Here is a 23,627-nt window from a genome sequence, read left to right as displayed (position 1 = left end):
ATGGCGGGGTGACCGACAACCCGCCCGACCGCGCCACGGACGACGCACCGGCCGCGGAGCCGCCGCCGCTGGCCGGCTACACCGTCGCGGTCACCGCGGCCCGCCGCAGCGAGGAGCTGGGTGCGCTGCTGGACCGCCGCGGCGCACGGGTGCTGTACGCCCCGGCCATCCGCATCGTGCCGCTGTCCGACGACACCGACCTGGTCTCGGCGACCCGCGAGGTGCTCGCCGCACCGGTCGACCTGGTGGTGGCCACCACCGGGGTGGGTTTCCGTGGCTGGCTCGAAGCCGCCGAGGCCTGGGACCTGCCCGTCCGTGAGCACCTGCGCCCGGCCCGGGTGCTGGCCCGCGGGCCCAAGGCGCGCGGCGCCATCCGGGGCGCCGGCCTGGTCGATGCGTGGTCGCCGGCCTCGGAGAGCTCGGCGGAGGTGCTGGCCCACCTGCTGTCCGGCGCCGAGGGCCCGCTGCCGGGCCGGCGGATCGCCGTCCAGCTGCACGGCGACCCGCTGCCGGAGCTCGTGGCCGGCCTCCGCGATGCCGGCGCGGAGGTCATCCAGGTCCCGGTCTACCGCTGGGTGCTGCCGGAGGACACCGCGCCGCTGCGCCGGCTGGTCGCCGCGATCGCCGCGCGCGGCGTGGACGCGGTCACCTTCACCAGCGCCCCGGCAGCGGCCAGCCTGCTGCAGGTGGCCGCCGAGGAGGGCGTGCAGGCGGCGGTGCTCGGCGCGTTCGCCGACGCGGTGCTGCCGGTGTGCGTCGGGCCGGTGACGGCCGCGCCGCTGGAGGCCGCCGGCATCGCGACCGTGCAGCCCGAGCGGGCCCGGCTGGGCGCCCTGGCCCGGGAGGTGGTCGCCCGGGTGCCCGAGCGGGCCCCGGTGCTCACCTGCGGCGACCACACGCTGCAGGTGCGAGGGCACGCCGCGGTGCTCGACGGGCAGCTCGTCGAGCTGGCGCCCGGCCCGATGGCGGTGCTGCGGGCACTGGCCCGCCGCCCCGGCGTGGTGGTGTCCCGCCCGGACCTGCTCGGCGAGCTGTCCGGCGGTGGTGACGCGCACGCCGTGGAGATGGCGGTGACCCGGCTGCGGGCCGCACTGGGCGCGCCGGTGGTCGAGACCGTGGTCAAGCGCGGCTACCGCCTGGCGGTGTAGCGCCCGAACGGCCCCGCTGCAGGGTCCCGCCGCGAGCTTGCGAGTGGTGGGGGGCAGCGGGGTCCTTCTTCAGACGCCCTTCATGGGGGTTCCGGGGCGCAGGTAGACCACCCAGGTGACGACGAAGCACGCCGCGTAGAAGGCGAGGAAGGCGAGGTAGGCGCCGTCGCCGCTGCCGGTGCTGAGGAACGACTGGCGGAAGGCCAGGTTCACCAGCACCCCGCCGAAGGCGCCGACCGCGCCGGCGATGCCGATCAGCGCGCCGGACAGCTGCAGCGCCCGGCGGTCGGCGACGACGGTGTCGCCGCCGGCCGCGACCTCCAGCTGCGCCTTGGTGCGGAAGATCGCCGGGATCATCTTGTAGGTGGACCCGTTGCCGAGCCCGCTGAAGACGAACAGCAGCACGAACCCGACGAGGAAGAGCGGCAGCGACCCCACCCGGCTCGCGGTCAGCACCACCGCGGCGCCTCCGGCCATCGCCACGAAGTTGTAGCAGGTGATCCGCGCGCCGCCGAACCGGTCGGCCAGCGAGCCGCCGAGCGGCCGGATCAACGAACCCAGGAGCGGCCCGAGCCAGGTCAGCGAGGCAGCCGCCAGCGGAGTGGCGAAGGAGTCGGCGAACTGGTTCTGCAGCACCTGGCCGAACGCGAAACCGAACCCGATGAACGACCCGAACGTGCCGATGTAGAGGAAGGACATGGTCCAGGTGTGCCGGTCCCGGGCGGCGTCGCGCATGGCCCGCTGCTGGTTCGTCACCGCCGTCAGGTTGTCCATCAGCAGCGCCGCACCGACGGCGGCGACCACGATGAACGGGACGTAGACCAGCAGCACGATCCGCGGGTGCTCGACCCCGGCGGTGGCCAGGACCAGCAGCCCGAGGAGCTGGATGACCGGCACGCCCAGGTTGCCGCCGCCGGCGTTGAGCCCCAGCGCCCAGCCCTTGAGGTGCTGGGGGTAGAAGGCGTTGATGTTGGTCATCGAGCTGGCGAAGTTGCCGCCACCGACCCCGGCCAGGCAGGAGACCGCCAGCAGCGTGGTGAACGAGACCCCGGGCTCCAGCACGATCGCCGTGGCGATGGTCGGGACCAGCAGCAGCGCCGCGCTGATGATCGTCCAGTTGCGGCCGCCGAACCTCGCGACGGCGAAGGTGTAGGGCAGCCGGACGAGCGAACCGAGCGCCGTCGGCAGGGTGGTGAGCAGGAACTTGCCCGCCGGGTCGATGCCGAAGGCCGCCTCGGGCAGGAACAGCACCATCACTGACCACAGGCTCCAGACGGAGAAGCCGATGTGCTCGGAGAAGACGGAGAAGAAGAGGTTCCGGCGGGCGACCCGCTTGCCGCTCTGCTGCCAGAACCGGGGGTCCTCGGGGCGCCAGTCGTCGATCCAGTGACTCCCGCGCCGGACCGGCGTCGAGGTGCTCGGCGGCAACGCAGTGGTGCGGGCACCGGTAGTTGAGGCCATGGGACGACGGTCCCGGGTCGGCGTTCCCCGGCGGTTGCGCCGGGATGACCGTGTGTTCCGTTGTGCTCACCGTCGCTGCCCCGCTGTGGTGAGGAACCGCCGGGTGGCGCGTGCAGCCCTCCTCCGCAGCGGTCATGATCACCGTCGTGGACAGCGCAACGCAGGACGGGGTGGCCCCGGGCCGGGACCTGGTGGAGGCCGGCGCGACGATCGCCGGGTCGATGACCCGGGCGGCGGCGGGCATCGTCTTCGCCCCCGGCGAGGCGGTCGTCCAGATCGACGACCGGCTGGCAGCCACGCTGCGGGCCGCCACCGACGACCTGGCCGGCGGCCGGTTGCCGGCCCGGGAGCGCGCGCGGGCCGGCGCCGCTCTGGCGTTCGCCGTCGAGCACAGCGTGCTGGTGTCCCGCACCGAGCGCCGGGTGCGCACCGACGGCTTCTTCACCGAGCAGGCCGGTGGGCGGATCGTGGCCCGGGAGGTGCTCGAGGGCGTGGTCGCCGCCGCCCGGCGGTCAGCGGAGGAGCGGCGCATCCGGCACCTGGGCTACCTGTTCGCCGAGCTGGTGGTCTCCCCTGACCTCGACGCGGCCCTGGCCGCCCGGGCCCTACGGCTGGGCGAGGCGTGCAGCTGGCGGCAGCTGGCCCTGCTGGCCGCCGTCGGACGGCGCGAGCGTGCTCCGCTGCCGCTGACCCCGCTGGACGACGAGCCGCGCGGCTGGACCGCCTGGGGTGCCCGGGAGGACGTGGCGGACCTGCAGCGGGCCGGCCTGCTCGACCCGCCGCCCGCCGTGCCGCGTCCGGGTGGCGCGGTGCTGCCGAAGCTGCGCCCGGCCGACCTGCGGCTGACCCGGCGCGGCGTGCTGGTGCATCGGCTGCTCGCGCTGGACTTCGTCCGGGAGGACGACGTCACCGCCGCGCTGGCCGACCTCGGGCTGCTGCCGCCGTCCTGACGCGCCCCGCATGGTGACCTGTCCACGTCCGCCGAGCCGGGAGCGCCCGCTCACCCGGCACCTGGCGCCGATCGCCGCCGGGCTGCTCGTCCTGCTCTTTTCGGCCTGCGGTCAGGGCGGCGGCACGGTCTGCCCGGCCATCGGCTGGGGCTCCGAGGTGCGGGCCGAACTGACCGGGGACTGGACGGGCACCCCGGTGGGTGAGGTGGAGATCGCCTGCTCCCCGGCCTGCCCGCCCATCGCGCTGCGGGAGGAGGGCACCGGCGAGCCGGCCCCCTCGGCGACCTCTGCCGGCCCGGAGAGCAGGGGCGTCCCGTTCGGCTCGCGCCGCCCGGACTCCGCCGTGGTCACGGTGCTCGGCGCGGACGGCGCCGTGCTCGCCAGGGTGGACAGCGACCTGGAGTGGGTCCGGACCGGCGGGTCCGAGGAGTGCGGCGGGCCGATGACGGCGACCGTCGCCGTCCCGGCGCCCTGACCGCTACGCCGCCGAGCGCGCGTAGGCCGCGGGCGTCGTCGCCAGCATCCGGCGGAAGTGCCGGGTGAGGTGCGCCTGGTCGTAGAAGCCGACCGCGATCGCCACCTCCGCCGGGGCCATGCCGTCGAGCAGCAGCCGCCGCGCGCGGTCGACCCGCCGGCCGGTGAGGTAGCGGTGCGGCGGCAGCCCGTACCGGCGGGTGAACGCCCGCACCAGATGGGTGGGGCGCACCCCGAAGTGCGCCGCCGCCGCGTCGAGCGACAGGCCCTCGGCGACCCGGGCGTCGAGCCGCTCCCGCAGCCGGTCGGCCAGCCGGTCGTCCCGGACGGCGGCCCCGGGCCCGACGACGCGGTCCAGATGCTGACGCAGTCGCTCCAGCACGAACGCCAGCCGGCACTCCGCCTCCAGCTCATCGGTGTGCGGCCGCAGCGCCCCGTGCAGCTGGGAGACCCGGGCCCGGAGCACCGGGTCGGCGAACGTGGGCCGGTCGACAGCCGTGCCGATGCGGTCGGTCCCCAGCGTCCCCGGTTCCAGGTACAGCACCCGCTTGCGGAAGCCGCCCGGGAACTGCGAGCGCCCGTCGTGCGGCACCCCCGGGGGCAGCAGGGTCACCGCCGCCGGGGAGGCGCCGTGCGCCTGCCGATCCAGGTCGTAGCGGACCGCGCCGTCATCGACGAGCAGCAACGTCCAGGCCTCGTGCGTGTGCGCGGGGTAGACGTGGTCGGTGAAGTGCGCGTGGAGGACCTCGGTCAGACCCGGGACCTCCGGCCGCCACGCCATGACCTCGGGCACGTCAGGAACGTACAAGACCCGCCGTCCACCGGACGCGATGCTGACCGCATGGACACCCCCGACGAGCCGCCCCGCTGGGCCACCAAGATCGCCGTCCTGCTGCGCGAGGACCTCGCCCCCTGGCAGGCGCTCAACGTGACCGCGTTCCTGGTCAGCGGCATCACCGCCACCGGGTCCGGGCTGGTCGGTGAGCCGTACGAGGACGCCGACGGCACCGGGTACCTGCCGATGCTGCGCCAGCCGGTGCTCGTGCTCGCCGGGTCGGCTGAGCTGCTCGGCGCCGCGCGCACCCGCGCGCTGGAGCGGGCCCTGACCCCCGCCGTCTTCACCGCGGAGCTGTTCAGCACCCCGGGGGACGTGCAGAACCGGGCCGCGGTGCGCACGGTGTCCGGGGCTGACCTGGACCTGGTCGGGCTGGCGGTGCACGGGCCGAAGAACGCCGTCGACAAGGTCACGAAGGGCGCCCGCATGCACCCCTGAAGGACCCTCCCGCTTCGGCCCTCCTGCAGGGTCCCGCCGCGAGCCTGCGAGTGGTGGGGGGCAGGAGGGTCCTTCAGACGTCGACGACGAGGTCGCCGTCGACGTCGCGGACCGGGTAGGTCCGAACCGCCCGGAGGCCGGCGCTCGAGCCACCGTCGGACCACCGGTAGGCGTAGAGGTGCAGCGGGCAGACCAGCACGTCGAGGTCGGTCTGCCCGTCGGCCAGCGGCCCCCCGGCGTGCGGGCAGGCCGCCTGGGTGGCGTGCAGCGATCCGTCGCGCAGCCGGAAGACCGCCACCTGGACGTTCCCGGCGACGAACGCCCGGCCCTCCCCGGGCGGGACGTCCTCGACCCGGCCCACCGTGTAGGCCGCGCGTGTGCTGGTGGCGACGCCGGTGAGGCTCATCGGACCGGCACCTGCGGCAGGGCGATCAGCGGCAGCGACGTGCGGAACTGGCCCGGGGTGGCCGGTTGCTTCCCGTCCTGGCCCCAGGGATCGGTGTAGGCGTCGATCGAGCGCTGCATCCGGGCGTCGAGGTCGGCGCAGCTGCCCTCGCTGTCCGCCAGCAGCACCTGCCTGATCCTCTCCAGCCCGATCCGGGGCACGAAGTCGTAGGTGCGCTCCAGCCAGTTGGCGTTCTCCCGGTAGTGCTGCAGGAACCGGCCGGTCAGCTCGATGACCGCCGCCGGGGAGTCGACGGTGGCCAGCAGGTCGCCCTTGCGGATGGTCGCCCCGGCGGCGCCGCCGACGTAGACCTCCCACCTGCCGTTGCCCACCGCCACCACGCCGACGTCCTTGACGTAGGCCTCCGCGCAGTTGCGCGGGCACCCGACGACGGCCATCTTGAGCTTCGCCGGGCTCTCGATGCCCTGGAACCGGGTCTCCAGGTCGACCCCCAGCCGGGTGGAGTCGCCCAGGCCGAACCGGCAGAAGTCGGAGCCGACGCACGTCTTCACGGTGCGGAAGCTCTTGCCGTAGGCGTAGCCCGAGGGCATGCCGAGGTCGTTCCACATCGCCGGCAGGTCCTCCTTGCGCACCCCGAGCAGGTCGATCCGCTGCCCGCCGGTGATCTTGACCATCGGGACCTCGAACTTCTCGGCCACGTCGGCGATCCTGCGCAGCTGGGCCGGGGTGGTGACCCCACCCTTGATCTGGGGGACGACGGAGAACGTGCCGTCGCGCTGGATGTTGCCGTGCACCCGGTCGTTGATGAACTCCCCGTCCTTCTCCGGGAGGAAGTCGACGCCCCAGACCAGCTTCAGCAGCGACGTCAGGCCCATCTTCGACTTCGCATCCTCGCCACCGCCGGGGGCCAGCGCGGCGAACACGGCGGAGACGCTGCGCAGGTCCTGCTCCCGGATGGCGGCCATCAGGGCGGGCTTGGCCAGCGGGATGCCCGGCACGTACCAGCCGGCCGAGGCGTCCTCGGCGACGTCGCCGTCGGCGGCCCACTCGACGATCTGCTTGACCAGGCCCTTGCACGACCCGCAGCCCTTGCCGGCCCGGGTCCGGTCCATCACGGCGCCGACGCTGCCGCAGCCCCCGGCGACGGCGTCGCAGATGCCCTGCTTGGAGACGCCGTTGCAGTTGCAGACCTGCGAGTCGCCGGGCAGCTCGGCGACGCCGACGTCGGCCTTGCCGTCGGAGAGGTCGACCAGCAGCCGGATCCGCTCCTCGGGCAGCGGGCTGCCGCGGTCGAACGCCTGGGCCAGGGCGGCGACCTTGCGGGTGTCGCCGAGCAGTGTGGCGCCCACCAGCCGGTCGTCCCGGACGACCACCGACAGGTGCACGCCGCGCCGCGGCTCGGAGATCACCAGGAACTCGTCGTCGTCCCGCTCGGGCGCGCTGATCCCCATGACGGCCACGTCGACCCCGGCGACCTTGAGCTTGGTCGCCGTCCGGCTGCCGTGGTATTCCGCCGTCGGGTCGGTGCCGGTGAGCACGTCGGCGAGCACCCGGGCGTGCTCCCACGCCGGGGCCACCAGGCCGTAGACCTCGCCGCGGTGCTGTGCGCACTCCCCGATGGCGTAGACGTCCGGGTCGTCGGTGCGCAGCTGGTCGTCCACGACGACCGCCCGCTGGACCTCCAGACCGGACAGCACGGCGACGTCGGTGTTGGCCCGCACGCCGGCGGCGACGACCAGCAGGTCGGCGTCGATCCGCCGGCCGTCGGCGAGGACGACGCCGCGCATCCGGCCCGGCCCGGCCACCTCCGACGCCAGGACGTCGAGGTGCACGGTGATGCCGAGCGACTCGACGCTGCGCTTGAGGATCGCGCCGGCCTCCGCGTCCAGCTGGGCGTTCATCAGGTGTGGCGCGGCGTGGACCAGCTCCACCTGCATCCCGTGCGCCTGCAGGGCGCGGGCCGCCTCCAGGCCCAGCAGCCCCCCGCCCAGCACCACGGCCCGCTGGTGCACCGCGGCGGCGGCGAGCAGCGCCCGGGTCTCGTCGATGGTGCGGAACCCGAGGACGCCGGGCAGCAGGCCGCCGTCGGCGTCCCGGATGCCGGCCATCGGCGGGATGAACGAGCGGCTGCCGGTGGCGAGCACCAGGTGGTCGTAGGGGGTGATCGAGCCGTCGGCGGCGAGGACCTGCTTGGCGGCGGTGTCGATGCGCTCGACCCGGATGCCGGCGCGCAGGGTCACCCGGTTGTCGGCGTACCAGTCGTGGCTGTTGAGCACGATGCCGTCCTCGTGCTCCTCACCGGCGAGCACCGGGGACAGCATGATCCGGTTGTAGTTGCCGTGGAGCTCCTCGCCGAACACGGTGATCCGGAACTGGTCGCCGCCGCCGCGCCCGAGCACCTCCTCGACGAAGCGGGCGCCGGCCATGCCGTTGCCGACCACGACGAGCCGGCCGCGCGGGTCCGTGGCATCCAGCGAGTCGTTGTCGGCGAGCCGGAGGGAGGTCAGGCCCGCCAGCCGCCCGCCCAGGACGGGGTGGGTTCCGGTCCGGGCCATCAGAACTCCACCAGCCCCAGGTCGATCACGAGCTCGCCGGTGACGCCCTCGGGCGCCGCGGCGTGCAGCTCGATGACGGTGCCGCCGGGCAGGTCCTCGACCACCCGCAGCGGCACGTGCACGTCGCTCCTGGCGCCGATCGGGAACCAGCGCATCGGCTCGCCGTCGCGCACCAGCAGGACGTAGACCAGCTCGCCGGTGGAGTTGCCGCCGCGGAAGTACAGCGCCTGGGCGCTGGCGCCGGCGGGCACCGTGTAGCGCAGGGTGGGGTCGATCGGGCCGGGCTCGGCCAGGCCCTCCCCGGTGATCGGGTGGACGCCGTGCAGGAAGCGCGGGGTGCTCGTCACGCTGGTGGTCCTCCTCCGGGACGGGGGGCGGGGGCTCGTGGTGGGCGTGGGCTGGTGGGGGCGGGTCCGCGGTTGGGCCTCGGGATCGGGCATGCGTTCCTCGGGGCCACCGACCCGGCTGACCGCGACCGCGCAGACCTTGAAGGCCGGCATCCGGCTGACCGGGTCGAGCGCGGGATCGGTCAGGGCGTTGGCGCTGGATCCGCCGCCCCAGTGGAAGGGCGCGAAGACGACGTCGGGCCGGATGCTGTCGGTGACCCACGCTGCGAACCGGGCCCGGCCGCGGCGGGTGGACAGCTCGACCAGGTCGCCCTGGCCGATGCCGAGGGTGCGGGCCAGGTCGGGGTGCAGCTCGGCGCGCGGGGTGGGCGCGATCAACCGCAGGCTGCGGGACCGCCGGGTCTGCGCGCCGGACTGGTACTGGGCGAGCACCCGGCCGGTGGTGAGCACGTAGGGGTACTCGGCGTCCGGCACCTCGGCGGCGGCGACGTGCCCGACCCGCAGGAACCGGGCCCGCCCGTCCGGGGTGGGGAAGCGGTCGGCGAACAGCCGCGGGGTGCCGGGGTGCTCGGGGGCCGGGCAGGGCCAGAAGACGCCCTGCTCATCGTCGATGCGGCGGTAGCTGATGCCGGAGTAGTCCGCCGTCCCGCCGGCGCTGGCCCGGCCGAGCTCGGCGAACACCGTCTCCGGATCGCCGCTGAACGACGAGCCGCACCCGAGCCGGGCGGCCAGTTCGGCCAGCAGCTGCAGGTCGTCACGGACCTGCTCGGGCGGGTCCATCGCGCGGCGGCGCCGGATCACCCGGCCCTCGAGGTTGGTCATCGTGCCGTCCTCCTCCGCCCACATGGCGCTGGGCAGGACGACGTCGGCGAGCTCTGCGGTCTCGGAGAGGAAGAAGTCGCTGACGGCGAGGAAGTCGAGGTCGCGTAGCCGGCTGATCACCCGCCGGACGTCCGGGGCGGAGACGGCGATGTTGGCGGCGAGCACGAGCATCGCCCGGACGCCGCCGTCGGTGCCGAGCCGGTCGAGCATCTCGAACGCCGACCGGCCGGCGGTGGGGAGGGAGTCGGGGTGCACGCCCCAGACAGCGGCCACGTGGGCGCGGGCCGCCGGGTCGGTGATCGAGCGGTAGCCGGGCAGCTGGTCGGCCTTCTGCCCGTGCTCGCGGCCGCCCTGCCCGTTGCCCTGACCGGTGACGGTGCCCCAGCCGCTGCCCGCGCGGCCGGGCAGCCCGAGGGCCAGGGCGAGGTTGATCCAGGCCTGGGCGGTATCGGTGCCGCTGCGGTGCTGCTCGGCGCCGCGGGCGGTGAGGATGATCGCGCGCTTCCCGCGGGCCAGGGCGAAGACGATGCGGCGCTGCTGCTCGACCGGCACGCCGGTCAGCCGCTCGACCCGGTCGGGCCAGTAGCCGGCGACCCCGGCCCGGACGTCGTCGAAGCCGGTGGTGCGAGCAGCGACGTAGCCGGTGTCGACCAGACTTTCGGCCAGCGCGATGTGCAGCAGTCCGTTGGCGAGCGCCAGGTCGGTACCCGGCAGCGGCTGCACGTGCAGGCTCGCGTTGCGGGCGGTGCTGGTGCGCCGCGGGTCGATGACGATGAGCTGGGCGCCGCGCTCCCGGCCGGCGTCGAAGTACTGCATCGCCGGGGGCATGGTGTCGGCCGGGTTGCTGCCGACCAGCACGACGACGTCGGCCTCGGCGAGGTCGGCCAGCGGAAACGGCAGGCCGCGGTCCAGCCCGAACGCACGATTCGCGGCGCCGGCGGCCGAGGACATGCAGAACCGGCCGTTGTAGTCGATCGCGCTGGTGCGCAGCGCGACCCGGGCGAACTTGCCGAACTGGTAGGCCTGCTCGTTGGTCAGCCCGCCGCCGCCGAAGCAGCCGACGGCGTCGCGGCCGTGCCGCTGCTGGGTGCGGGTGATCGCCTCGACCACCCGGTCGAGGGCGACGTCCCAGGTGGCCTCGACCAGCGGGCTGGTGCGGTCGTCGGGCCGGGCGCGCACCAGCGGCCGGGTGAGCCGCTCGGGGTGGTCGAGCAGCTCGGGCGCGGACCAGCCCTTGGAGCACAGCCCGCCGTTGTTCACCGGGAAGTCGGCCGGGACCAGGGTGGCGGGCCGGTCGCCGGCGGTCATGGTGACGCCGCACTGCAGGGAGCAGTACGGGCAGTGCGTCCGGGTGGTGCGCGTGCCGGTGGCCGGATGGGAGGTGGGGACGGCTGCGGACACGTCGACGAGACTGCTGCCGCGCCGTTTCCCTGCCGCTGCGCCCGCGTCAAAGTCACGTTCCGACGGTCGCACAGTGGTCCGGCGCGGACGTGCGGTACCGGAGACCGGCCCGACACGTACGTGCCCGGGTGGCGCCCCGGACCGGTAACCGCCCGGGGTCGTGCTGGCCGGCGTGGGCGCCGGGGCCTTCTGGGCGCTGGCCGGGGTGTTCGTCGGCAGCCGCCTGGTGCGCCGTCGCACCTGACGGCTGCCGGCGGTCGATCCACGCCGGGCCGTTCGCTCAGTCCCAGCCGCCGCGCTGCTTCTTGAGCTGGCTGCGCTGCTTCTTGGCCTGGATCCGCCGCTCCTGCGAGCCGCGGGTGGGCTTCGTCTTCCGCCGGGCCGGTGCAGGCGGCGCGAGGGCAGCCCGCAGGACGGCGGCCAGCCGGGCGCGCGCGGCCTCCCGGTTGCGCAGCTGCGCCCGGTGCTCGCTGGCCGCGATGGTCAGCACGCCGCCGACCAGCCGGTCGCCGAGCCGCTGCGCCAACCGGCCCCGTTGCGCGTCGCTCAGCGCGGGGATCTCCAGCGGGGACACCGACAGCTCCACCCGGGAGTCAGCGGTGTTGACCCCCTGCCCGCCCGGGCCGGACGAGCGGGAGAACCGCCACGACAGCGCCGACGCCGGGACCACGAAGGCAGCCGTGACCGGCAGGTCACCGAACGCGTCGTCCCCGGGCATGCCGCACAGTGTCTCCGACGCCGGGGCCGCCCACGCGTGGCACCGCGCCACGGCCGGCGCTGGGCTGGCACGCTCCGCCGCATGACCACCCTCGAGCGGCCGACGGCCTCCTGGCGGTCACCCGCCCTGCTCGCCGGCGTCGCCGTCGCGCTCACCGCGGCGGCCTGCCTGGTCGGCGCGCTCGACTGGCCGCTGCCCACCCGCACCACCTCCGGGTGGCAGGTCGCCGACGTCGCGCCGTCCCTGCTCGGCATGGTCATCGCGGTCGGCGTGGTCAGCCTGGTGATCGCCGCCGTCCTGGTCCGGCCCCGGACGCTGGGGTCACCCGCGGTGGCCGCGACCTGGTGGGTCATGGTGGTGGCGTCCGTCCTCGCCCAGACCTGGAACGACCTCTACTTCGCCGCGCTGGCCGGCACCGGCGGCATCATCCCGATCTTCGACTGGCTGTTCACCTTCGTCCCCGCGCTGGTCGTCGGCCTGGTCGCCCGCCGGCACGGTCGCGGCGTGCACCTCCGGGCGACGATCGGGACCGGCCTGGTCACGCTGCCGATGCTCGGCCTGGGGTGGGCGCTCGCGTCGCAGGCCGACACCCCCGCCGCGACCCTGGCCGGCGGCCTCTACACCGCGACCGTCTTCGGGGCCCTGCCACTCGTCGTCGCGGTCCTGATCACCCGCGCCCGCCGCTGAGCGGCCGGCTCAGGCGGCCACCGGATCGGCGCCGCCGACGGCACCGGGCCGGCAGCGCAGCAGCCGCCGCACGGTGAGCCAACTCCCGCGCCGGGCGCCGTGCGTCTCCAGCGCCTCGACGGCGTACGCCGAGCAGGTCGGCGTGAAGTGGCAGCACGGCCGCCGGCGCGGGCTCACCTCGCGCTGGTAGACCCGCACCGCGGCGATCAGCCGGTCGCGCACCCGGCCGCCGCCGGTCCCCGCCGCGCGCACCTGCCGGGCCGTGGTGGGCGCCACCAGCATCAGGTCGGCGCTGCAGCCGATCGCGTTGGCCAGGCAGCAGCCGGTGTTGAGGAACAACAGGTCGCGCAGGCAGGAATCGTTGCGCCGGCGGCCGTACCCGTAGCCCGGCGGCGGCCCGTACCCCCGCCCGTAGCCGCGTCCGTACCCGCGCCGGGCGCGCCGTCGACGCGGACCCCCACCGCCCCAACCCCAGATGAACACCATGCCGCTGCTTCCCCTCTGTGTCCGTGGACCGCCCGCTCGTGCTGATCGTGGGGCCGCCCGCCCGGCGGCGCCGCGTGAGCGGACCCCGGAGCTGCACCCGATCGGGTGGAGGGAGCCCCTCTCGACCGTCGCCCCGCCGGAGGTGTCACCCGGTCCGGTGAACCGGCGCCCCGCAAGTCGCTGCGCTGCTCACCGGGTGTGACGCTCGACGGGTGCCCCAGGACGTTCCCGCCCGCCTCTACGTGGTCACCGGCAACCACGTCGTCGACGACGGCCGGGACGTGCTCCCGGCAGCGCCGGCCGCACCGGCAGCACCGTTGCCCGCAGCCCCACCTGCCCGGCACCACCGCCTCCCGGTGCTCGTCGTGGCCGGTGCCGGGCTCACCGTCCTCCTCGCGCTGCTCGGCCGGCAGCCGTGGCCGCTGCCGGTCCGAAGCGGCGGCCTGCCGGACGTCCCGCAGTCGCTGCTGACCTTCCTCGTGCTGTGTGCCACGGTCTGCGTCTGGGCCGCCGGCCGGCTGGTGCGGCCGGCCGACACGTTCCGCTCCCCGGCCGCCGCCCGCCTCTGGTGGGGGCTGGTGACCGGCGCCGCCGTCGTCTCGTCGGCGGGTGCGCTGTCGCTGGCGGCCGCCGCCGGCAGCGGGCAGCCGCCCGGCGACCTCGTCCTCCGCTGCCTCATGCCGATGGTGCCCGCCGTGCTGGCCGGGGTGCTCGCCTCGGACGCCGGACGGGACGCCCGGATCCGGGCGGCGCTGGGCACCGGGCTGGTCACCCTGCCGCTCGGCGCGCTGGGCTGGGCGCTGCTGTCCTCGCGGACCGCGGCCGGGCTCGACGACGTCCTGGCGATCACCGGGCTGGGCGTCCTGGCCCCGCTGGCCCTCGCGGTGTCCTTCGTGGCGGCCGACCGCCGCAGCCGCACCGCCCGCTGACCCACCGGCCGGGCAGGCCCGGTCGACCGGTGCCCCCTCACCGCCGACCGGGCCGCCATCGACGCGGTCAGAGGATGGGCCGTCCGCCGGTGACCGCCACCCGGGCCCCGGAGACGTAGCTGGCCTCGTCACTGGCGAGCATCACGTAGACCGGCGCGAGCTCGGCCGGCTGCGCGGCCCGACCGATCGGGCTCTGCTGGCCGAAGCTCTCGACCTTCTCCACCGGCATCGTGGCGGGGATCAGCGGTGTCCACACCGGGCCGGGTGCCACGCTGTTGGCCCGGATCCCCTTCTCGGCCAGCAGCTGCGCCAGGCTCGCGGTGAAGTTCGCGATCCCGGCCTTGGTCATCGCGTACGGCGCGAGCTGCGGGCTCGGGCTGTCGGAGTTCACCGACGAGGAGTTGATGATCGACGCACCGGGCTGCATGTGCGGGACCGCGGCCTTGCACAGCACGAACATGGCGGTGAGGTTGGTCGCGACGGTGTGGTCCCACTCGTCGTCGGAGACCTCGTCGAGGGTGTCGTGGCTCATCTGGAACGCCGCGTTGTTGACCAGCAGATCGACCCGGCCGAACGCTTCCACGGCCTTGGGGATGATCGTATTGACGTGGCTGCGGTCGGCCAGGTCACCGGGGACCAGCACGCACGTGCGGCCCGCCTCCTCCACGTACCGGGCGGTGTCCCGGGCGTCCTCGTGCTCGTCGAGGTAGGAGATGAGGACGTCGGCGCCCTCGCGGGCGAAGGCGATGGCGACCGCCCGGCCGATGCCGCTGTCACCGCCGGTGATGACGGCCTTCTTGCCCTCGAGCCTGCCCGATCCGCGGTAGCTCGCCTCGCCGTGGTCGGGCTCGGGGTCCATCGCGCCCAGGGTGCCGGGCGGGGTCTGCTGCTGGTCGGGCTGGGACTCGGGGCGGGGCGAAGACACGAATTCCTCCTGCGTGGTCGGACGGGCGGCACTCCCGCGCGCTGCTCACGCGGCCGGCCGGTCGACGGGCCGGCCCGGTGCCGCATCGCCCACCGCCTACCCCCGCTGGGGCCGCCCGGAACCCGGGCATCGGAACTCCGCGGCAGGATGGTCCTCCCGGACGGGACGGCGATGCGCGGCCCGGTGGCGCCCGTCGGCTGACACCGTGCGGGAAGGTCTGCGGCATCGGGCACGCTGTGTCCCACGATGACGCTCTCCCCCGCCGGCACCGACACGACCCCGGCCGACGCCCCCGCCACCGCGCTGCCCTCGCCGGGCGCCCCGGCGTTGATCGCCGATCCGGACGACCTGTCGGCCCTGTTCGCCCTGGGCGACGACCCGGACGCGGTCTTCGCCCGCTTCGCCCAGTGGGCCGAGGACGCCGGCACGGTGCTGTACCCGGCGCAGGAAGAGGCCCTGATCGAGTTGGTCAGCGGGGCGAACGTCGTTCTCGCCACCCCGACCGGGTCGGGCAAGTCGCTGGTGGCGACCGGCGCGCAGTACGCGGCGCTCGCCGCGGACCGGGTCAGCTTCTACACGGCGCCGATCAAGGCGCTGGTGAGCGAGAAGTTCTTCGCGCTGTGCGGGGTCTTCGGCGCGGCCAACGTCGGCATGCTCACCGGCGACGCCAGCGTCAACGCCGACGCCCCGATCATCGCCTGCACCGCCGAGGTACTGGCCAACATCGCGCTGCGCGAGGGCGCGGGAGCCGACATCGGCCTGGTCGTGATGGACGAGTTCCACTTCTACGGCGACCCCGACCGCGGCTGGGCCTGGCAGGTGCCGCTGCTGGAGCTGCCGAAGGCCCAGTTCCTGCTGATGAGCGCCACCCTCGGCGACATGACCGCGCTGCGGGAGGACCTCACCCGGCGCACCGGGCGGCCCACCGCGCTGGTGGCCAACGCCGAGCGCCCGGTGCCGCTGCACCACTACTACGCGACGACACCGATGCACGAGACGATCGCCGAGCTGTTGGACACCCGGCAGGCGCCGGTCTACGTCGTCCACTTCACCCAGGCCTCGGCGCTGGAGCGCGCGCAGGCGCTGATGAGCGTCAACGTGTGCAGCAAGGAGGAGAAGGCCGCGATCGCCGACATGATCGGCGGCTTCCGGTTCTCCTCCGCCTTCGGGACGACGCTGTCCCGGCTGGTGCGCCACGGCATCGGCGTGCACCACGCGGGGATGCTCCCCAAGTACCGGCGGCTGGTCGAGCAGCTGGCCCAGGCCGGGCTGCTCAAGGTCATCTGCGGCACCGACACCCTGGGCGTCGGGATCAACGTGCCGATCCGCACCGTCGTCTTCTCCGCGCTGAGCAAGTACGACGGCACCCGCACCCGGCTGCTCAACGCCCGCGAGTTCCACCAGATCGCCGGCCGGGCCGGCCGGGCCGGCTACGACACCGCCGGCACCGTGGTGGTGCAGGCCCCCGAGCACGAGGTGGAGAACCTCAAGCAGTTCGCGAAGGTCGCCGACGACCCGAAGAAGCGCCGCAAGCTGGTGCGCCGCAAGGCCCCCGACGGCATGGTGCCCTGGAGCGAATCGACCCAGCAGCGGCTGGTCACCGCCGAACCCGAGCCGCTGACCAGCCACTTCCGGGTGTCCACCGGCATGCTGCTCAACGTCCTGGCCCGCCCGGGTGACCCGTTCGCCGCCCTGCGCACGCTGCTCACCGACAACCACGAGCCCCGCGCGAAGCAACGCCGGCACATCCGCGAGGCGATCGGCATCGCCCGCGGCCTGCTCGCCGCCGGCGTCATCGAGCGGCTCGCCGAGCCGGAGCCGGACGGCCGGCGCTACCGGCTGACCGTCGACCTGCCGCCGGACTTCGCCCTCAACCAGCCGCTGTCCACCTTCGCGCTGGCCGCGATCGGCCTGCTGGACCCGGCGTCGTCCGCCCAGGACCCCAGAGCGTTTGCGCTCGACGTGGTGTCGGTGATCGAGGCGACGCTGGACGACCCGCGGCAGATCCTGGCCGCGCAGCTGAACAAGGCCAAGGGCGAGGCCGTGGCGCAGATGAAGGCCGAGGGCATCGAGTACGACGAGCGGATGGAGCTGCTCGAGGAGATCAGCTACCCCAAGCCGCTGGCCGAGCTGCTCGAGTTCGCCTTCGAGACCTACCGCGCGGGCAATCCGTGGGTCGCCGACGCGGAACTGTCGCCCAAGTCCGTGGTGCGGGACATGTGGGAACGCGCCATGACCTTCCGGGAGCTGGTCAACACCTACGGCCTGACCCGGTCGGAGGGGGCGGTGCTGCGGTACCTCTCCGACGCGTTCAAGGCGCTGCGCTCCGGCGTGCCGGCCGACGCCCGCACCGAGGAGGTCACCGACCTGGTCGAGTGGCTCGGCGAGCTGGTGCGCCAGGTCGACTCCAGCCTGCTCGACGAGTGGGAGCAGCTGACCAGCCCGGACCAGCCGCTGGACGCCCCGATCTCGGTGCCGGCCCGGCCCCGGCCGCTCACCGGGAACGAGCGGGCGTTCACCGCGATGGTCCGCAATGCGCTGTTCCGGCGGGTCGAGCTCATCGCCCGGCGCCGCTGGTACGACCTCGGCGAGCTGGACACCGTCGCCGGCTGGGACGCCGACCGCTGGGGCGAGGTGGTGCAGGCCTACTTCGCCGAGCACGCTGAGCTGAACACCGGCGCCGACGCCCGCGGGCCGGCGCTGCTCATCGTGGACAAGAGCGAGCCGGGGCTGTGGCGGGTGCGGCAGATCCTGGACGACCCGGCCGGCGACCACGACTGGGGCTTCGACGTCGAGGTCGACCTCGAGGCATCCGACGAGGAGGGCGCCGTCGTCCTGCGCCTCGTGGACGCCGGCCGCAAGGACTGAGGAAGGACCATCGCCTCCCCACCACTCGCAAGTTCGCGGCGGGCCCCTGGCGATGGCCTGACCCACCCGCTCGTTGCAGGTTCGGCGCCGGGCCCAGGACGAGGGACGACATGCCCACACCCCGGCGAGCGGACCGGCCCGCCTGCGCCGTCCCGACGACCTGGTCGAGCGCGCTACCGGACGAGGCAGACCGTTTCCTGCTGCTGGGCGGCGCCCGCGCGGTCCGCACCGAGTGCCTCGTCGCGGTCCGGTCGGTGCTCAACCAGGTCGCCCTGGCCATCCGGGCCACCAGCGCGCACCGCGAGCTGGAGGTGCAGGCCCGCACCGACGCGCTCACCGGGCTGGCCAACCGGAGCACCTTCTCCGCCGTGCTCGCGGCCGCCGGGCCGGGCCCGGCGGGCGACCCGTGGGTGCTCTTCGTGGACCTCGACGACTGCAAGGTGGTCAACGACCGGCTGGGCCACGCCGCCGGCGACCAGCTGCTGCGCACCGTGGGCGCCCGGCTGGCCGGGACGGTGCGCGAGCCCGGGCTGTGCGCGCGGCTGGGCGGCGACGAGTTCGCCGTCCTGGTGCACGCCGCCGGCGCCGCGGAGGCGCGGGCGCTGGGCCGGCGGCTGGTCGACGTGGCATCGGCCCCGGTGCGGCTGGCCGACGGCACCGCCCAGGTGGGTGCCAGCGTCGGCGCGGCGCGCGTCGTCCCGGGCACGCCGTGGACCGAGACGCTGCAGCAGGCCGACCTGGCGATGTACGCCGCCAAGGCCGCCGGCAAGAACCGGGTGCAGGTCTCCGGCGCCGCCGCCGCGCACCACGACGACGTCGTGCGCGCCTGACGCGCGGCGCGCTACCGGACATGACGCCGCTCACATCCCGCACCTGTGGCACCCTCCCCCCGATGCGCGCATGACGATCTGGGAGATGGTTGCGGTGGTCGCGGCCGGGTTCGCGGCGGGCGGGATCAACGCCGTGGTCGGCTCGGGGACCCTGGTCACCTTCCCGGTGCTGCTGACGGTCGGGCTGCCCCCGGTGACCGCGACGGTGTCCAACTCCATCGGCCTGGTGACCGGCAGCATCGCCGGGATCGTCGGCTACCGCCGGGAACTGCGCGGCCAGCGACCGCTGCTGGTCCGGCTGATCCCCGCCTCGGTGCTGGGTGCCGTGACCGGCGCCTTCCTGCTGCTGAACCTGCCGGCCGAGGCGTTCGAGACGATCGTCCCGGCGCTGGTCGGTCTCGCCGTGGTGCTCGTCCTCGTCCAGCCGTTCCTGCAGCGTGCGCTGGCCCGCAAGCGCGCCCGGGACGGCGTGGTCGAACCCGAGCAGCTGCGCATCGGGCCCGGCCGGCTGGCCGGCCTCCTCGCCGGGGCCTACGCCACCGGCACCTACGGCGGCTACTTCGCCGCCAGTCAGGGCGTGCTGCAGATCGGCATCTTCGGCCTGCTGCTACCCGAGTCCCTGCAGCGGCTCAACGCCATGAAGAACGTGCTCGCCGGCTGCGTCAACGCCGTGGCCGGACTGACCTACGGGCTGGTGGCCAGCGACCGGATCTCCTGGCCCGCGGTCGGGCTGGTCGCCGTCGGCTCCGTCGCCGGCGGGTACGTCGGGTCCACCTTCGGGCGACGGCTGCCCCCGCCGGTGCTGCGGGCGGCGATCGTGCTGCTCGGGCTGGTCGCCATCGGAGTGCTCCTGAGCCGATGAGCGTGCTCGTGTTCGCCCTGCTCGTCCTCGCCGGGCTCGGGGCCGGGCTGATCGGCAGCATCGCCGGGTTGGCCTCGCTGATCAGCTATCCGGCGCTGCTGGCCACCGGGCTCCCGCCGGTGACGGCGAACGTCACCAACACCGTGGCGCTCGTGCTCAGCGGTGTCGGCTCGGTGAGCGCCTCCCGCGTGGAGCTCACCGGCCAGCGCCCCCGCCTGGTGCGGCTGTGCACGGCCGCGGTGCTGGGTGGGGTGGCCGGCGCGGTGCTCCTGCTGCTGATGCCGCCGGCCGCGTTCGAGCGGCTGGTGCCCTTCCTGATCGCCGGGGCATCGCTGGCGATGCTCGTGCAGCGGCCGGCCCGCGAGCTGGCCGCCGAGGGCGCCGCCGAGCAGGCGGCCCACCCGCGTCGGGACTCCCGGGCGCTGGTGCTGGGCACCTTTGCCATCTCCATCTACGGCGGCTTCTTCGGGGCCGCGGCCGGCGTGCTGATGCTGGCGATGTTCCTGCTGGTCACCGGTGAGGGGATGCCCCGCAGCAACGCCCTGAAGAACGCGGTGCTCGGCGTGGCCAACGCCGTCGCCGCCCTGGGCTACGCGGTGTTCGCCGACGTCGACTGGCCGGCCGCGCTGCCCCTGGCGATCGGCTTCCTGCTCGGCGGCCGGTTCGGCCCGGCGATCGTGCGCCGGGTGCCGCAGCAGGGGTTGCGCCGCGGCATCGCCCTGCTCGGCGTCGGGCTGGCCGTGCACCTTGGCATCGACGCCTTTGGCTGAGCGGCATCGACGCCTTTGGCTGAGCGGCATCGACGCCTTTGGCTGAGCGGCATCGACGCCTTTGGCTGAGCGGCATCGATGCCTTCGGGTGAGCAGCCGGCCGGGCACCCGCTACCAGGGCCCGGCCGGCGCCGGGGATCAGCCCCGGGTGGTCACGTACGCGCTGAGCAGCAGCACGAAGGCACTGGCCAGCACGAGCAACCGGGCCGGGGTGAGCCCGTTGAGCAGCCCGGCGATCGCCTCGGCCCCGGAGGACCGCGCCTCGATCGCGGAGGTGCCCCGCCGCAGCAGCCGCACCTCGTCGGCCAGCAGGGTGCCGCCGGCGCCCAGCAGGGTCATGCCCAGCACGACGAAGACCAGCGACAGCCGCTCCGCGAAGCTGGACACCGCCGAGGCGAGCAGCAGGACCACCACCACCCCGAGCACCAGGCCGAGCACGGCACCGGCGACCGGCGCCCAGGGCCCCATCCGGATCATCTGGTCGCGGTTGGGCACCCGCGGCCGGGGCCGCACCCGGACCGGCACCGGCACCGGCACCGTGGGGTGCGCCCCGGTCGGCGGCCTGTCGGCCTCGGGCTGCTCCGTGGACGGCGCCGGGCCGGCCGGCCGGGCCGCACCCGCCGGCTGGTCGGCTGCCGGTGGCACGGGTGGCTGGCCGTCGACCGGCTCCGGCTCGGGCGCGGTCGGCTGCGGCGCGGTGCGCACCTCGGCCCGCGGGTCGGGTACCGCGGTGGCACCGGCCTGGTCCGGTCCCGCCGCCGGGGCACCCCGGTCGACGAAGCCGGTCGTCGTCGTGTCGCGTTCGTCGCTCATGTCTCGATCACCTCGGGCGCGACGCTAGGTCGACGGTCCGACGCCGCCGGGGAGATCGGGCGGTGGTTCGCGGTCTCCCCCGGTTCGCACCCCGCTCCCCCGGCACGCGGTCACCGTGCGTGCGGCCGTCACAGCAGGCGGCGACTGTCCGGGGCCACGATCCGCAGCCACCGGTAGCCGTAGCCCTCCAGGGCGAGCTCGACCGAGCCGTCGTCGCCCACCGGGGTGCCGGGCCCCACGGTGAGCAGGTCCTCCAGCCGGTGGGAGCCACCGCAGTTCTCCAGCACCAGCGGCACGGTGCGGGGCTCGGCGCCGAGGTTGTGCAGCGCGACCAGGGCCCCGTCGTCCCAGCTGGACAGGTGCGCGAGCACCTGCGGGTGCGGCTGGTCGAGCACCTGGAACGTGCCCCAGCCCAGCTCCGGCGACTCGCGGTACCGCCGGATCAGCAGCTTCATGAACGACATCAGCGAGTCCGGGTCGCGGCGCTGGTCGGCGACGTTGACGAACTCCGGCGCGAAACCGCCCTCGACCACCGGACCGGGGAGCTTGCCGGGTGCGGCGGTGGAGAAGCCGCCGTTGGGCGCCGCGGTCCACTGCATGGGCGTGCGGACGGCGAGCCGCCCCTCGGCCGCCAGGCTCTCGCCCATGCCGATCTCCTCGCCGTAGAACAGCACCGGGGTGCCGGGCAGGGAGAACATCAGGCTGTAGACCATCCGGACCCGGCGCGGGTCACCGGACAGCATCGGGGGCAGCCTGCGGGTGAGACCCCGGCCGTAGACCTGCATCCGCTCCTCGGGACCGAAAGCGGCGAAGACCTCGGCCCGCTCGTCCTCGCTGAGCTTGTCCAGGGTGAGCTCGTCGTGGTTGCGCACGAAGGTGCCCCACTGCGAGTCCGGGTGGGTCGCCGGGCGCGCGGCCAGCGCGCCGACCAGCGGGGCGGTGTCGCAGCGGGCCAGCGACAGGTACATCGCCTGCATCGCGTTGAAGTCGAACTGCATGGTCAGCTCGTCGCCGTCCGGCCCGCCGAAGAAGTCCAGCTGCTGCTCGTAGGGCAGGTTCACCTCGCCGAGCAGCACCGCGGCCTCCGCCCGCCGGCCGAGCACCGCCCGCAGCGCACGCAGGTACCGGTGCGGGTCCTGGAAGTCCTCGACTGCCTCCTGGTCGATGCCCGCGGTCTCCAGCAGGAACGGCACGGCGTCCACCCGGAAGCCGTCCAGGCCGAGCTGCAGCCAGAAGCCCATCACCTTGGCGATCTCGTCCCGGACCGCCGGGTTGGCCACGTTGAGGTCGGGCTGCTCCTTGTAGAACTTGTGCAGGTACCACTCCCCCGTCTTCTCCTCCAGCTGCCAGATGCTGTCCTCCTGGTCGGGGAACACCACCTGCGCCGAGGTGTCCGGCGGCGGGTCGGAGCGCCAGACGTAGAAGTCGCGGTAGGGCGAGTCCTTCGACGACCGTGCCGAGCGGAACCACGGGTGCTTGGCCGAGGTGTGGTTCACGACCAGGTCGGCGATCACCCGCATGCCGCGGTCCTTGGCGGTGCGGAGCACGTCCACCAGGTCACCGTGGGTGCCCAGCCGCGGGTCGACGCCGTAGAAGTCGGTGATGTCGTAGCCGTCGTCCCGCTCGGCGGTCGGGTAGAAGGGCATCAGCCAGATGCAGGTGACGCCGAGGTCGGCGAGGTGGTCCAGCCGCTGCGCCAGGCCGGCGAAGTCGCCGCAGCCGTCGCCGTCCCAGTCCATGTAGGTCTCGACGTCCAGGCAGTAGACGACGGCGTTCTTCCACCACAGGTCGCTGGTGTCGGTGATCCGCATGCGGGTTCCTCTCAGTCCAGGACGGCGGGCTCGGGCGGCTGCGCCGGGCGGCGTGGCTCCGGTGGTCCGGGCGGGTCGATGGCCACGGCAGGGGCGGGTGCGGTCACGTCCAGCCGGGGCAGCACGTGCTCGCCGAAGGCATCCAGGAACGCGGTCTGCTCCTGCCCGACGTGGTGCAGGTAGACCTGGTCGAAGCCCAGGTCCACGTACTCGGCGATCCAGGCGGCGTGCTGCCCGAGGTCGCTGGAGATCCGCACCGCCTGGCCCACGGCCTCGGGGCTCACGTGCGCACTGGCCTGGTCGAAGGCCTGTGTGGTGTCGAGGTCCCAGCACAGCGGGGGCGGGAACACGTTGCTGCGCCACTGGTCGTGGGCGATGGCCACCGCCTTCTCCTGGTCGGGATCCCAGGACACGTGCACCTGGATGGTGAGCGTGCCCTGGCCCCCGGCGTCCCGGTAGGCGGCGATCAGCTCGCGCAGGGTGTTGTGCGGCTGGTTGATCGTGACCAGACCGTCGGCCCAGGCGGCGTGCCGGCCGGCGGTGGCGGCGGTGACCGCCGGGGCGATCAGCGCGGGCTGCTGCTCGGGCAGGGTCCAGATCCGGGCCCGGTCGACCGTGACCAGCCCGTCGTGGCTGACCTCCTCGCCGGCCAGCAGCGCCCGGATGATGTCGACGCACTCGCGCAGCCGGGCGTCGCGCAGCTCCTTGCGCGGCCACACGTGCCCGGTGACGTGCTCGTTCATCGCCTCACCCGAGCCCAGCGCCACCCAGAACCGGCCGGGGAACATCGACCCGAGGGTGGCGATGGCCTGCGCGACGATCACCGGGTGGTACCGCTGGCCCGGCGCGTTCACCGCACCGAAGGGCAGCCCGGTGGTGGCCAGCGCCGCGCCCAGCCAGGACCAGGCGAACCCCGAGTGACCCTGCCGCTCGCTCCACGGCTCGAGGTGGTCGGAGCACATGGCGGCGGTGAAGCCGACCTGCTCGGCGTGCTGCACCGCGCGCAGCAGCTCGGCCGGGTGGACCTGCTCGTGGGAATTGTGGAAGCCGATCACCGTCACCCGGCATGCCTACCGGGTACGGCGCATGCC

The 23,627-nt window shown here is 74.5% G+C and carries 21 protein-coding genes; 10 read left to right on the top strand and 11 right to left on the bottom strand.

The genetic code is table 11. The features are described 5' to 3' along the window. Positions 1-8: 8 nt before the first annotated feature. On the top strand, positions 9-1,148 hold the full coding sequence (locus ACYVG5_RS04900; protein ID WP_222049761.1) for a uroporphyrinogen-III synthase: 1,140 nt from the start codon (positions 9-11) through the stop codon (positions 1,146-1,148). Positions 1,149-1,217: 69 nt separating this feature from the next. On the opposite strand, the gene ACYVG5_RS04895 is transcribed toward ACYVG5_RS04900, so the two are convergent. Further along, the gene (locus ACYVG5_RS04895; RefSeq protein ID WP_222049760.1) at positions 1,218-2,609 is read right to left on the bottom strand and encodes a nitrate/nitrite transporter; all 1,392 of its coding nucleotides are present in this window, start codon (positions 2,607-2,609) and stop codon (positions 1,218-1,220) included. A 146-nt stretch (positions 2,610-2,755) separates the two neighbouring features. Here ACYVG5_RS04895 and ACYVG5_RS04890 point away from each other — a divergent pair, with 146 nt between their 5' ends. Both ACYVG5_RS04890 and ACYVG5_RS04885 read left to right on the top strand, forming a co-directional pair. Then, positions 2,756-3,559 (top strand): hypothetical protein, encoded by an 804-nt coding sequence (locus tag ACYVG5_RS04890; protein ID WP_460682993.1) that lies wholly within the window; start codon positions 2,756-2,758, stop codon positions 3,557-3,559. Between the two features lie 10 nt (positions 3,560-3,569). After that, entirely contained in the window at positions 3,570-4,034 is a 465-nt protein-coding gene (locus ACYVG5_RS04885) for a hypothetical protein (RefSeq protein ID WP_222049759.1), read from the top strand. A 3-nt stretch (positions 4,035-4,037) separates the two neighbouring features. On the opposite strand, the gene ACYVG5_RS04880 is transcribed toward ACYVG5_RS04885, so the two are convergent. Continuing rightward, positions 4,038-4,826 carry a helix-turn-helix transcriptional regulator gene (locus ACYVG5_RS04880; protein WP_222049758.1) on the bottom strand — a complete coding sequence of 263 codons (789 nt, stop codon included), beginning with the start codon at positions 4,824-4,826 and terminating at the stop codon, positions 4,038-4,040. A gap of 48 nt (positions 4,827-4,874) precedes the next feature. Here ACYVG5_RS04880 and ACYVG5_RS04875 point away from each other — a divergent pair, with 48 nt between their 5' ends. Continuing rightward, on the top strand, positions 4,875-5,306 hold the full coding sequence (locus ACYVG5_RS04875; RefSeq protein WP_222049757.1) for a DUF2000 family protein: 432 nt from the start codon (positions 4,875-4,877) through the stop codon (positions 5,304-5,306). Between the two features lie 73 nt (positions 5,307-5,379). On the opposite strand, the gene ACYVG5_RS04870 is transcribed toward ACYVG5_RS04875, so the two are convergent. The 4 genes from ACYVG5_RS04870 to arfB all read right to left on the bottom strand — a co-directional run bounded on the left by ACYVG5_RS04870 (position 5,380) and on the right by arfB (position 11,555). After that, a complete protein-coding gene (locus ACYVG5_RS04870) occupies positions 5,380-5,712 on the bottom strand; it encodes a Rieske (2Fe-2S) protein (protein ID WP_222049756.1) in 333 nt (110 codons plus the stop codon). After that, complete coding sequence (gene nirB, locus ACYVG5_RS04865; protein ID WP_222049755.1) at positions 5,709-8,267, bottom strand: nitrite reductase large subunit NirB; 2,559 nt, start codon at positions 8,265-8,267, stop codon at positions 5,709-5,711. Before nirB ends, ACYVG5_RS04870 begins: the two co-directional genes overlap by 4 nt. Continuing rightward, positions 8,267-10,837, bottom strand: coding sequence for a molybdopterin oxidoreductase family protein (locus tag ACYVG5_RS04860; protein WP_222049754.1), 2,571 nt, complete (start codon positions 10,835-10,837; stop codon positions 8,267-8,269). The genes nirB and ACYVG5_RS04860 overlap by 1 nt, the downstream gene beginning before the upstream one ends. A gap of 280 nt (positions 10,838-11,117) precedes the next feature. Then, positions 11,118-11,555: an alternative ribosome rescue aminoacyl-tRNA hydrolase ArfB gene (gene arfB, locus ACYVG5_RS04855; RefSeq protein WP_222049753.1), complete on the bottom strand. Its 438-nt coding sequence runs from the start codon at positions 11,553-11,555 to the stop codon at positions 11,118-11,120. 81 nt (positions 11,556-11,636) lie between these two features. Between arfB and ACYVG5_RS04850 the strand changes: the two genes are divergently transcribed. Further along, the gene (locus ACYVG5_RS04850) at positions 11,637-12,242 is read left to right on the top strand and encodes a class-II aminoacyl-tRNA synthetase family protein (RefSeq protein ID WP_222049752.1); all 606 of its coding nucleotides are present in this window, start codon (positions 11,637-11,639) and stop codon (positions 12,240-12,242) included. Positions 12,243-12,251: 9 nt separating this feature from the next. On the opposite strand, the gene yidD is transcribed toward ACYVG5_RS04850, so the two are convergent. Next, the gene (gene yidD / locus ACYVG5_RS04845; protein ID WP_222049751.1) at positions 12,252-12,728 is read right to left on the bottom strand and encodes a membrane protein insertion efficiency factor YidD; all 477 of its coding nucleotides are present in this window, start codon (positions 12,726-12,728) and stop codon (positions 12,252-12,254) included. Between the two features lie 212 nt (positions 12,729-12,940). Here yidD and ACYVG5_RS04840 point away from each other — a divergent pair, with 212 nt between their 5' ends. Next, positions 12,941-13,657 (top strand): hypothetical protein, encoded by a 717-nt coding sequence (locus ACYVG5_RS04840; RefSeq protein ID WP_222049750.1) that lies wholly within the window; start codon positions 12,941-12,943, stop codon positions 13,655-13,657. Positions 13,658-13,724: 67 nt separating this feature from the next. Here ACYVG5_RS04840 and ACYVG5_RS04835 read toward each other — a convergent pair whose 3' ends face one another. Further along, positions 13,725-14,582 carry an SDR family oxidoreductase gene (locus tag ACYVG5_RS04835; RefSeq protein WP_222049749.1) on the bottom strand — a complete coding sequence of 286 codons (858 nt, stop codon included), beginning with the start codon at positions 14,580-14,582 and terminating at the stop codon, positions 13,725-13,727. A 246-nt stretch (positions 14,583-14,828) separates the two neighbouring features. Between ACYVG5_RS04835 and ACYVG5_RS04830 the strand changes: the two genes are divergently transcribed. From ACYVG5_RS04830 to ACYVG5_RS04815, 4 genes are all read left to right on the top strand, one after another. Then, positions 14,829-17,450 carry a DEAD/DEAH box helicase gene (locus ACYVG5_RS04830; protein ID WP_222049748.1) on the top strand — a complete coding sequence of 874 codons (2,622 nt, stop codon included), beginning with the start codon at positions 14,829-14,831 and terminating at the stop codon, positions 17,448-17,450. Positions 17,451-17,560: 110 nt separating this feature from the next. Beyond that, on the top strand, positions 17,561-18,280 hold the full coding sequence (locus tag ACYVG5_RS04825; RefSeq protein ID WP_222049747.1) for a GGDEF domain-containing protein: 720 nt from the start codon (positions 17,561-17,563) through the stop codon (positions 18,278-18,280). Between the two features lie 70 nt (positions 18,281-18,350). Further along, positions 18,351-19,142: a sulfite exporter TauE/SafE family protein gene (locus tag ACYVG5_RS04820; protein WP_222049746.1), complete on the top strand. Its 792-nt coding sequence runs from the start codon at positions 18,351-18,353 to the stop codon at positions 19,140-19,142. Continuing rightward, positions 19,139-19,912, top strand: coding sequence for a sulfite exporter TauE/SafE family protein (locus ACYVG5_RS04815; RefSeq protein WP_222049745.1), 774 nt, complete (start codon positions 19,139-19,141; stop codon positions 19,910-19,912). Before ACYVG5_RS04820 ends, ACYVG5_RS04815 begins: the two co-directional genes overlap by 4 nt. A gap of 138 nt (positions 19,913-20,050) precedes the next feature. Here the strand turns inward: ACYVG5_RS04815 and ACYVG5_RS04810 are convergent, their stop codons facing one another. From ACYVG5_RS04810 to ACYVG5_RS04800, 3 genes are all read right to left on the bottom strand, one after another. Then, a complete protein-coding gene (locus ACYVG5_RS04810; RefSeq protein WP_222049744.1) occupies positions 20,051-20,725 on the bottom strand; it encodes a hypothetical protein in 675 nt (224 codons plus the stop codon). Between the two features lie 128 nt (positions 20,726-20,853). Next, positions 20,854-22,536, bottom strand: a complete 1,683-nt coding sequence (locus tag ACYVG5_RS04805; RefSeq protein ID WP_222049743.1) for an alpha-amylase family protein — start codon at positions 22,534-22,536, stop codon at positions 20,854-20,856. Positions 22,537-22,547: 11 nt separating this feature from the next. Continuing rightward, on the bottom strand, positions 22,548-23,597 hold the full coding sequence (locus tag ACYVG5_RS04800; protein ID WP_222049742.1) for a TIGR03885 family FMN-dependent LLM class oxidoreductase: 1,050 nt from the start codon (positions 23,595-23,597) through the stop codon (positions 22,548-22,550). Between the last annotated feature and the right edge of the window lie 30 nt (positions 23,598-23,627).

The organism is Modestobacter lapidis (assembly GCF_054780755.1).
The sequence above is the reverse complement of the archived record's forward strand: the minus strand, read 5'-3'. Positions and strand labels throughout refer to the sequence as shown.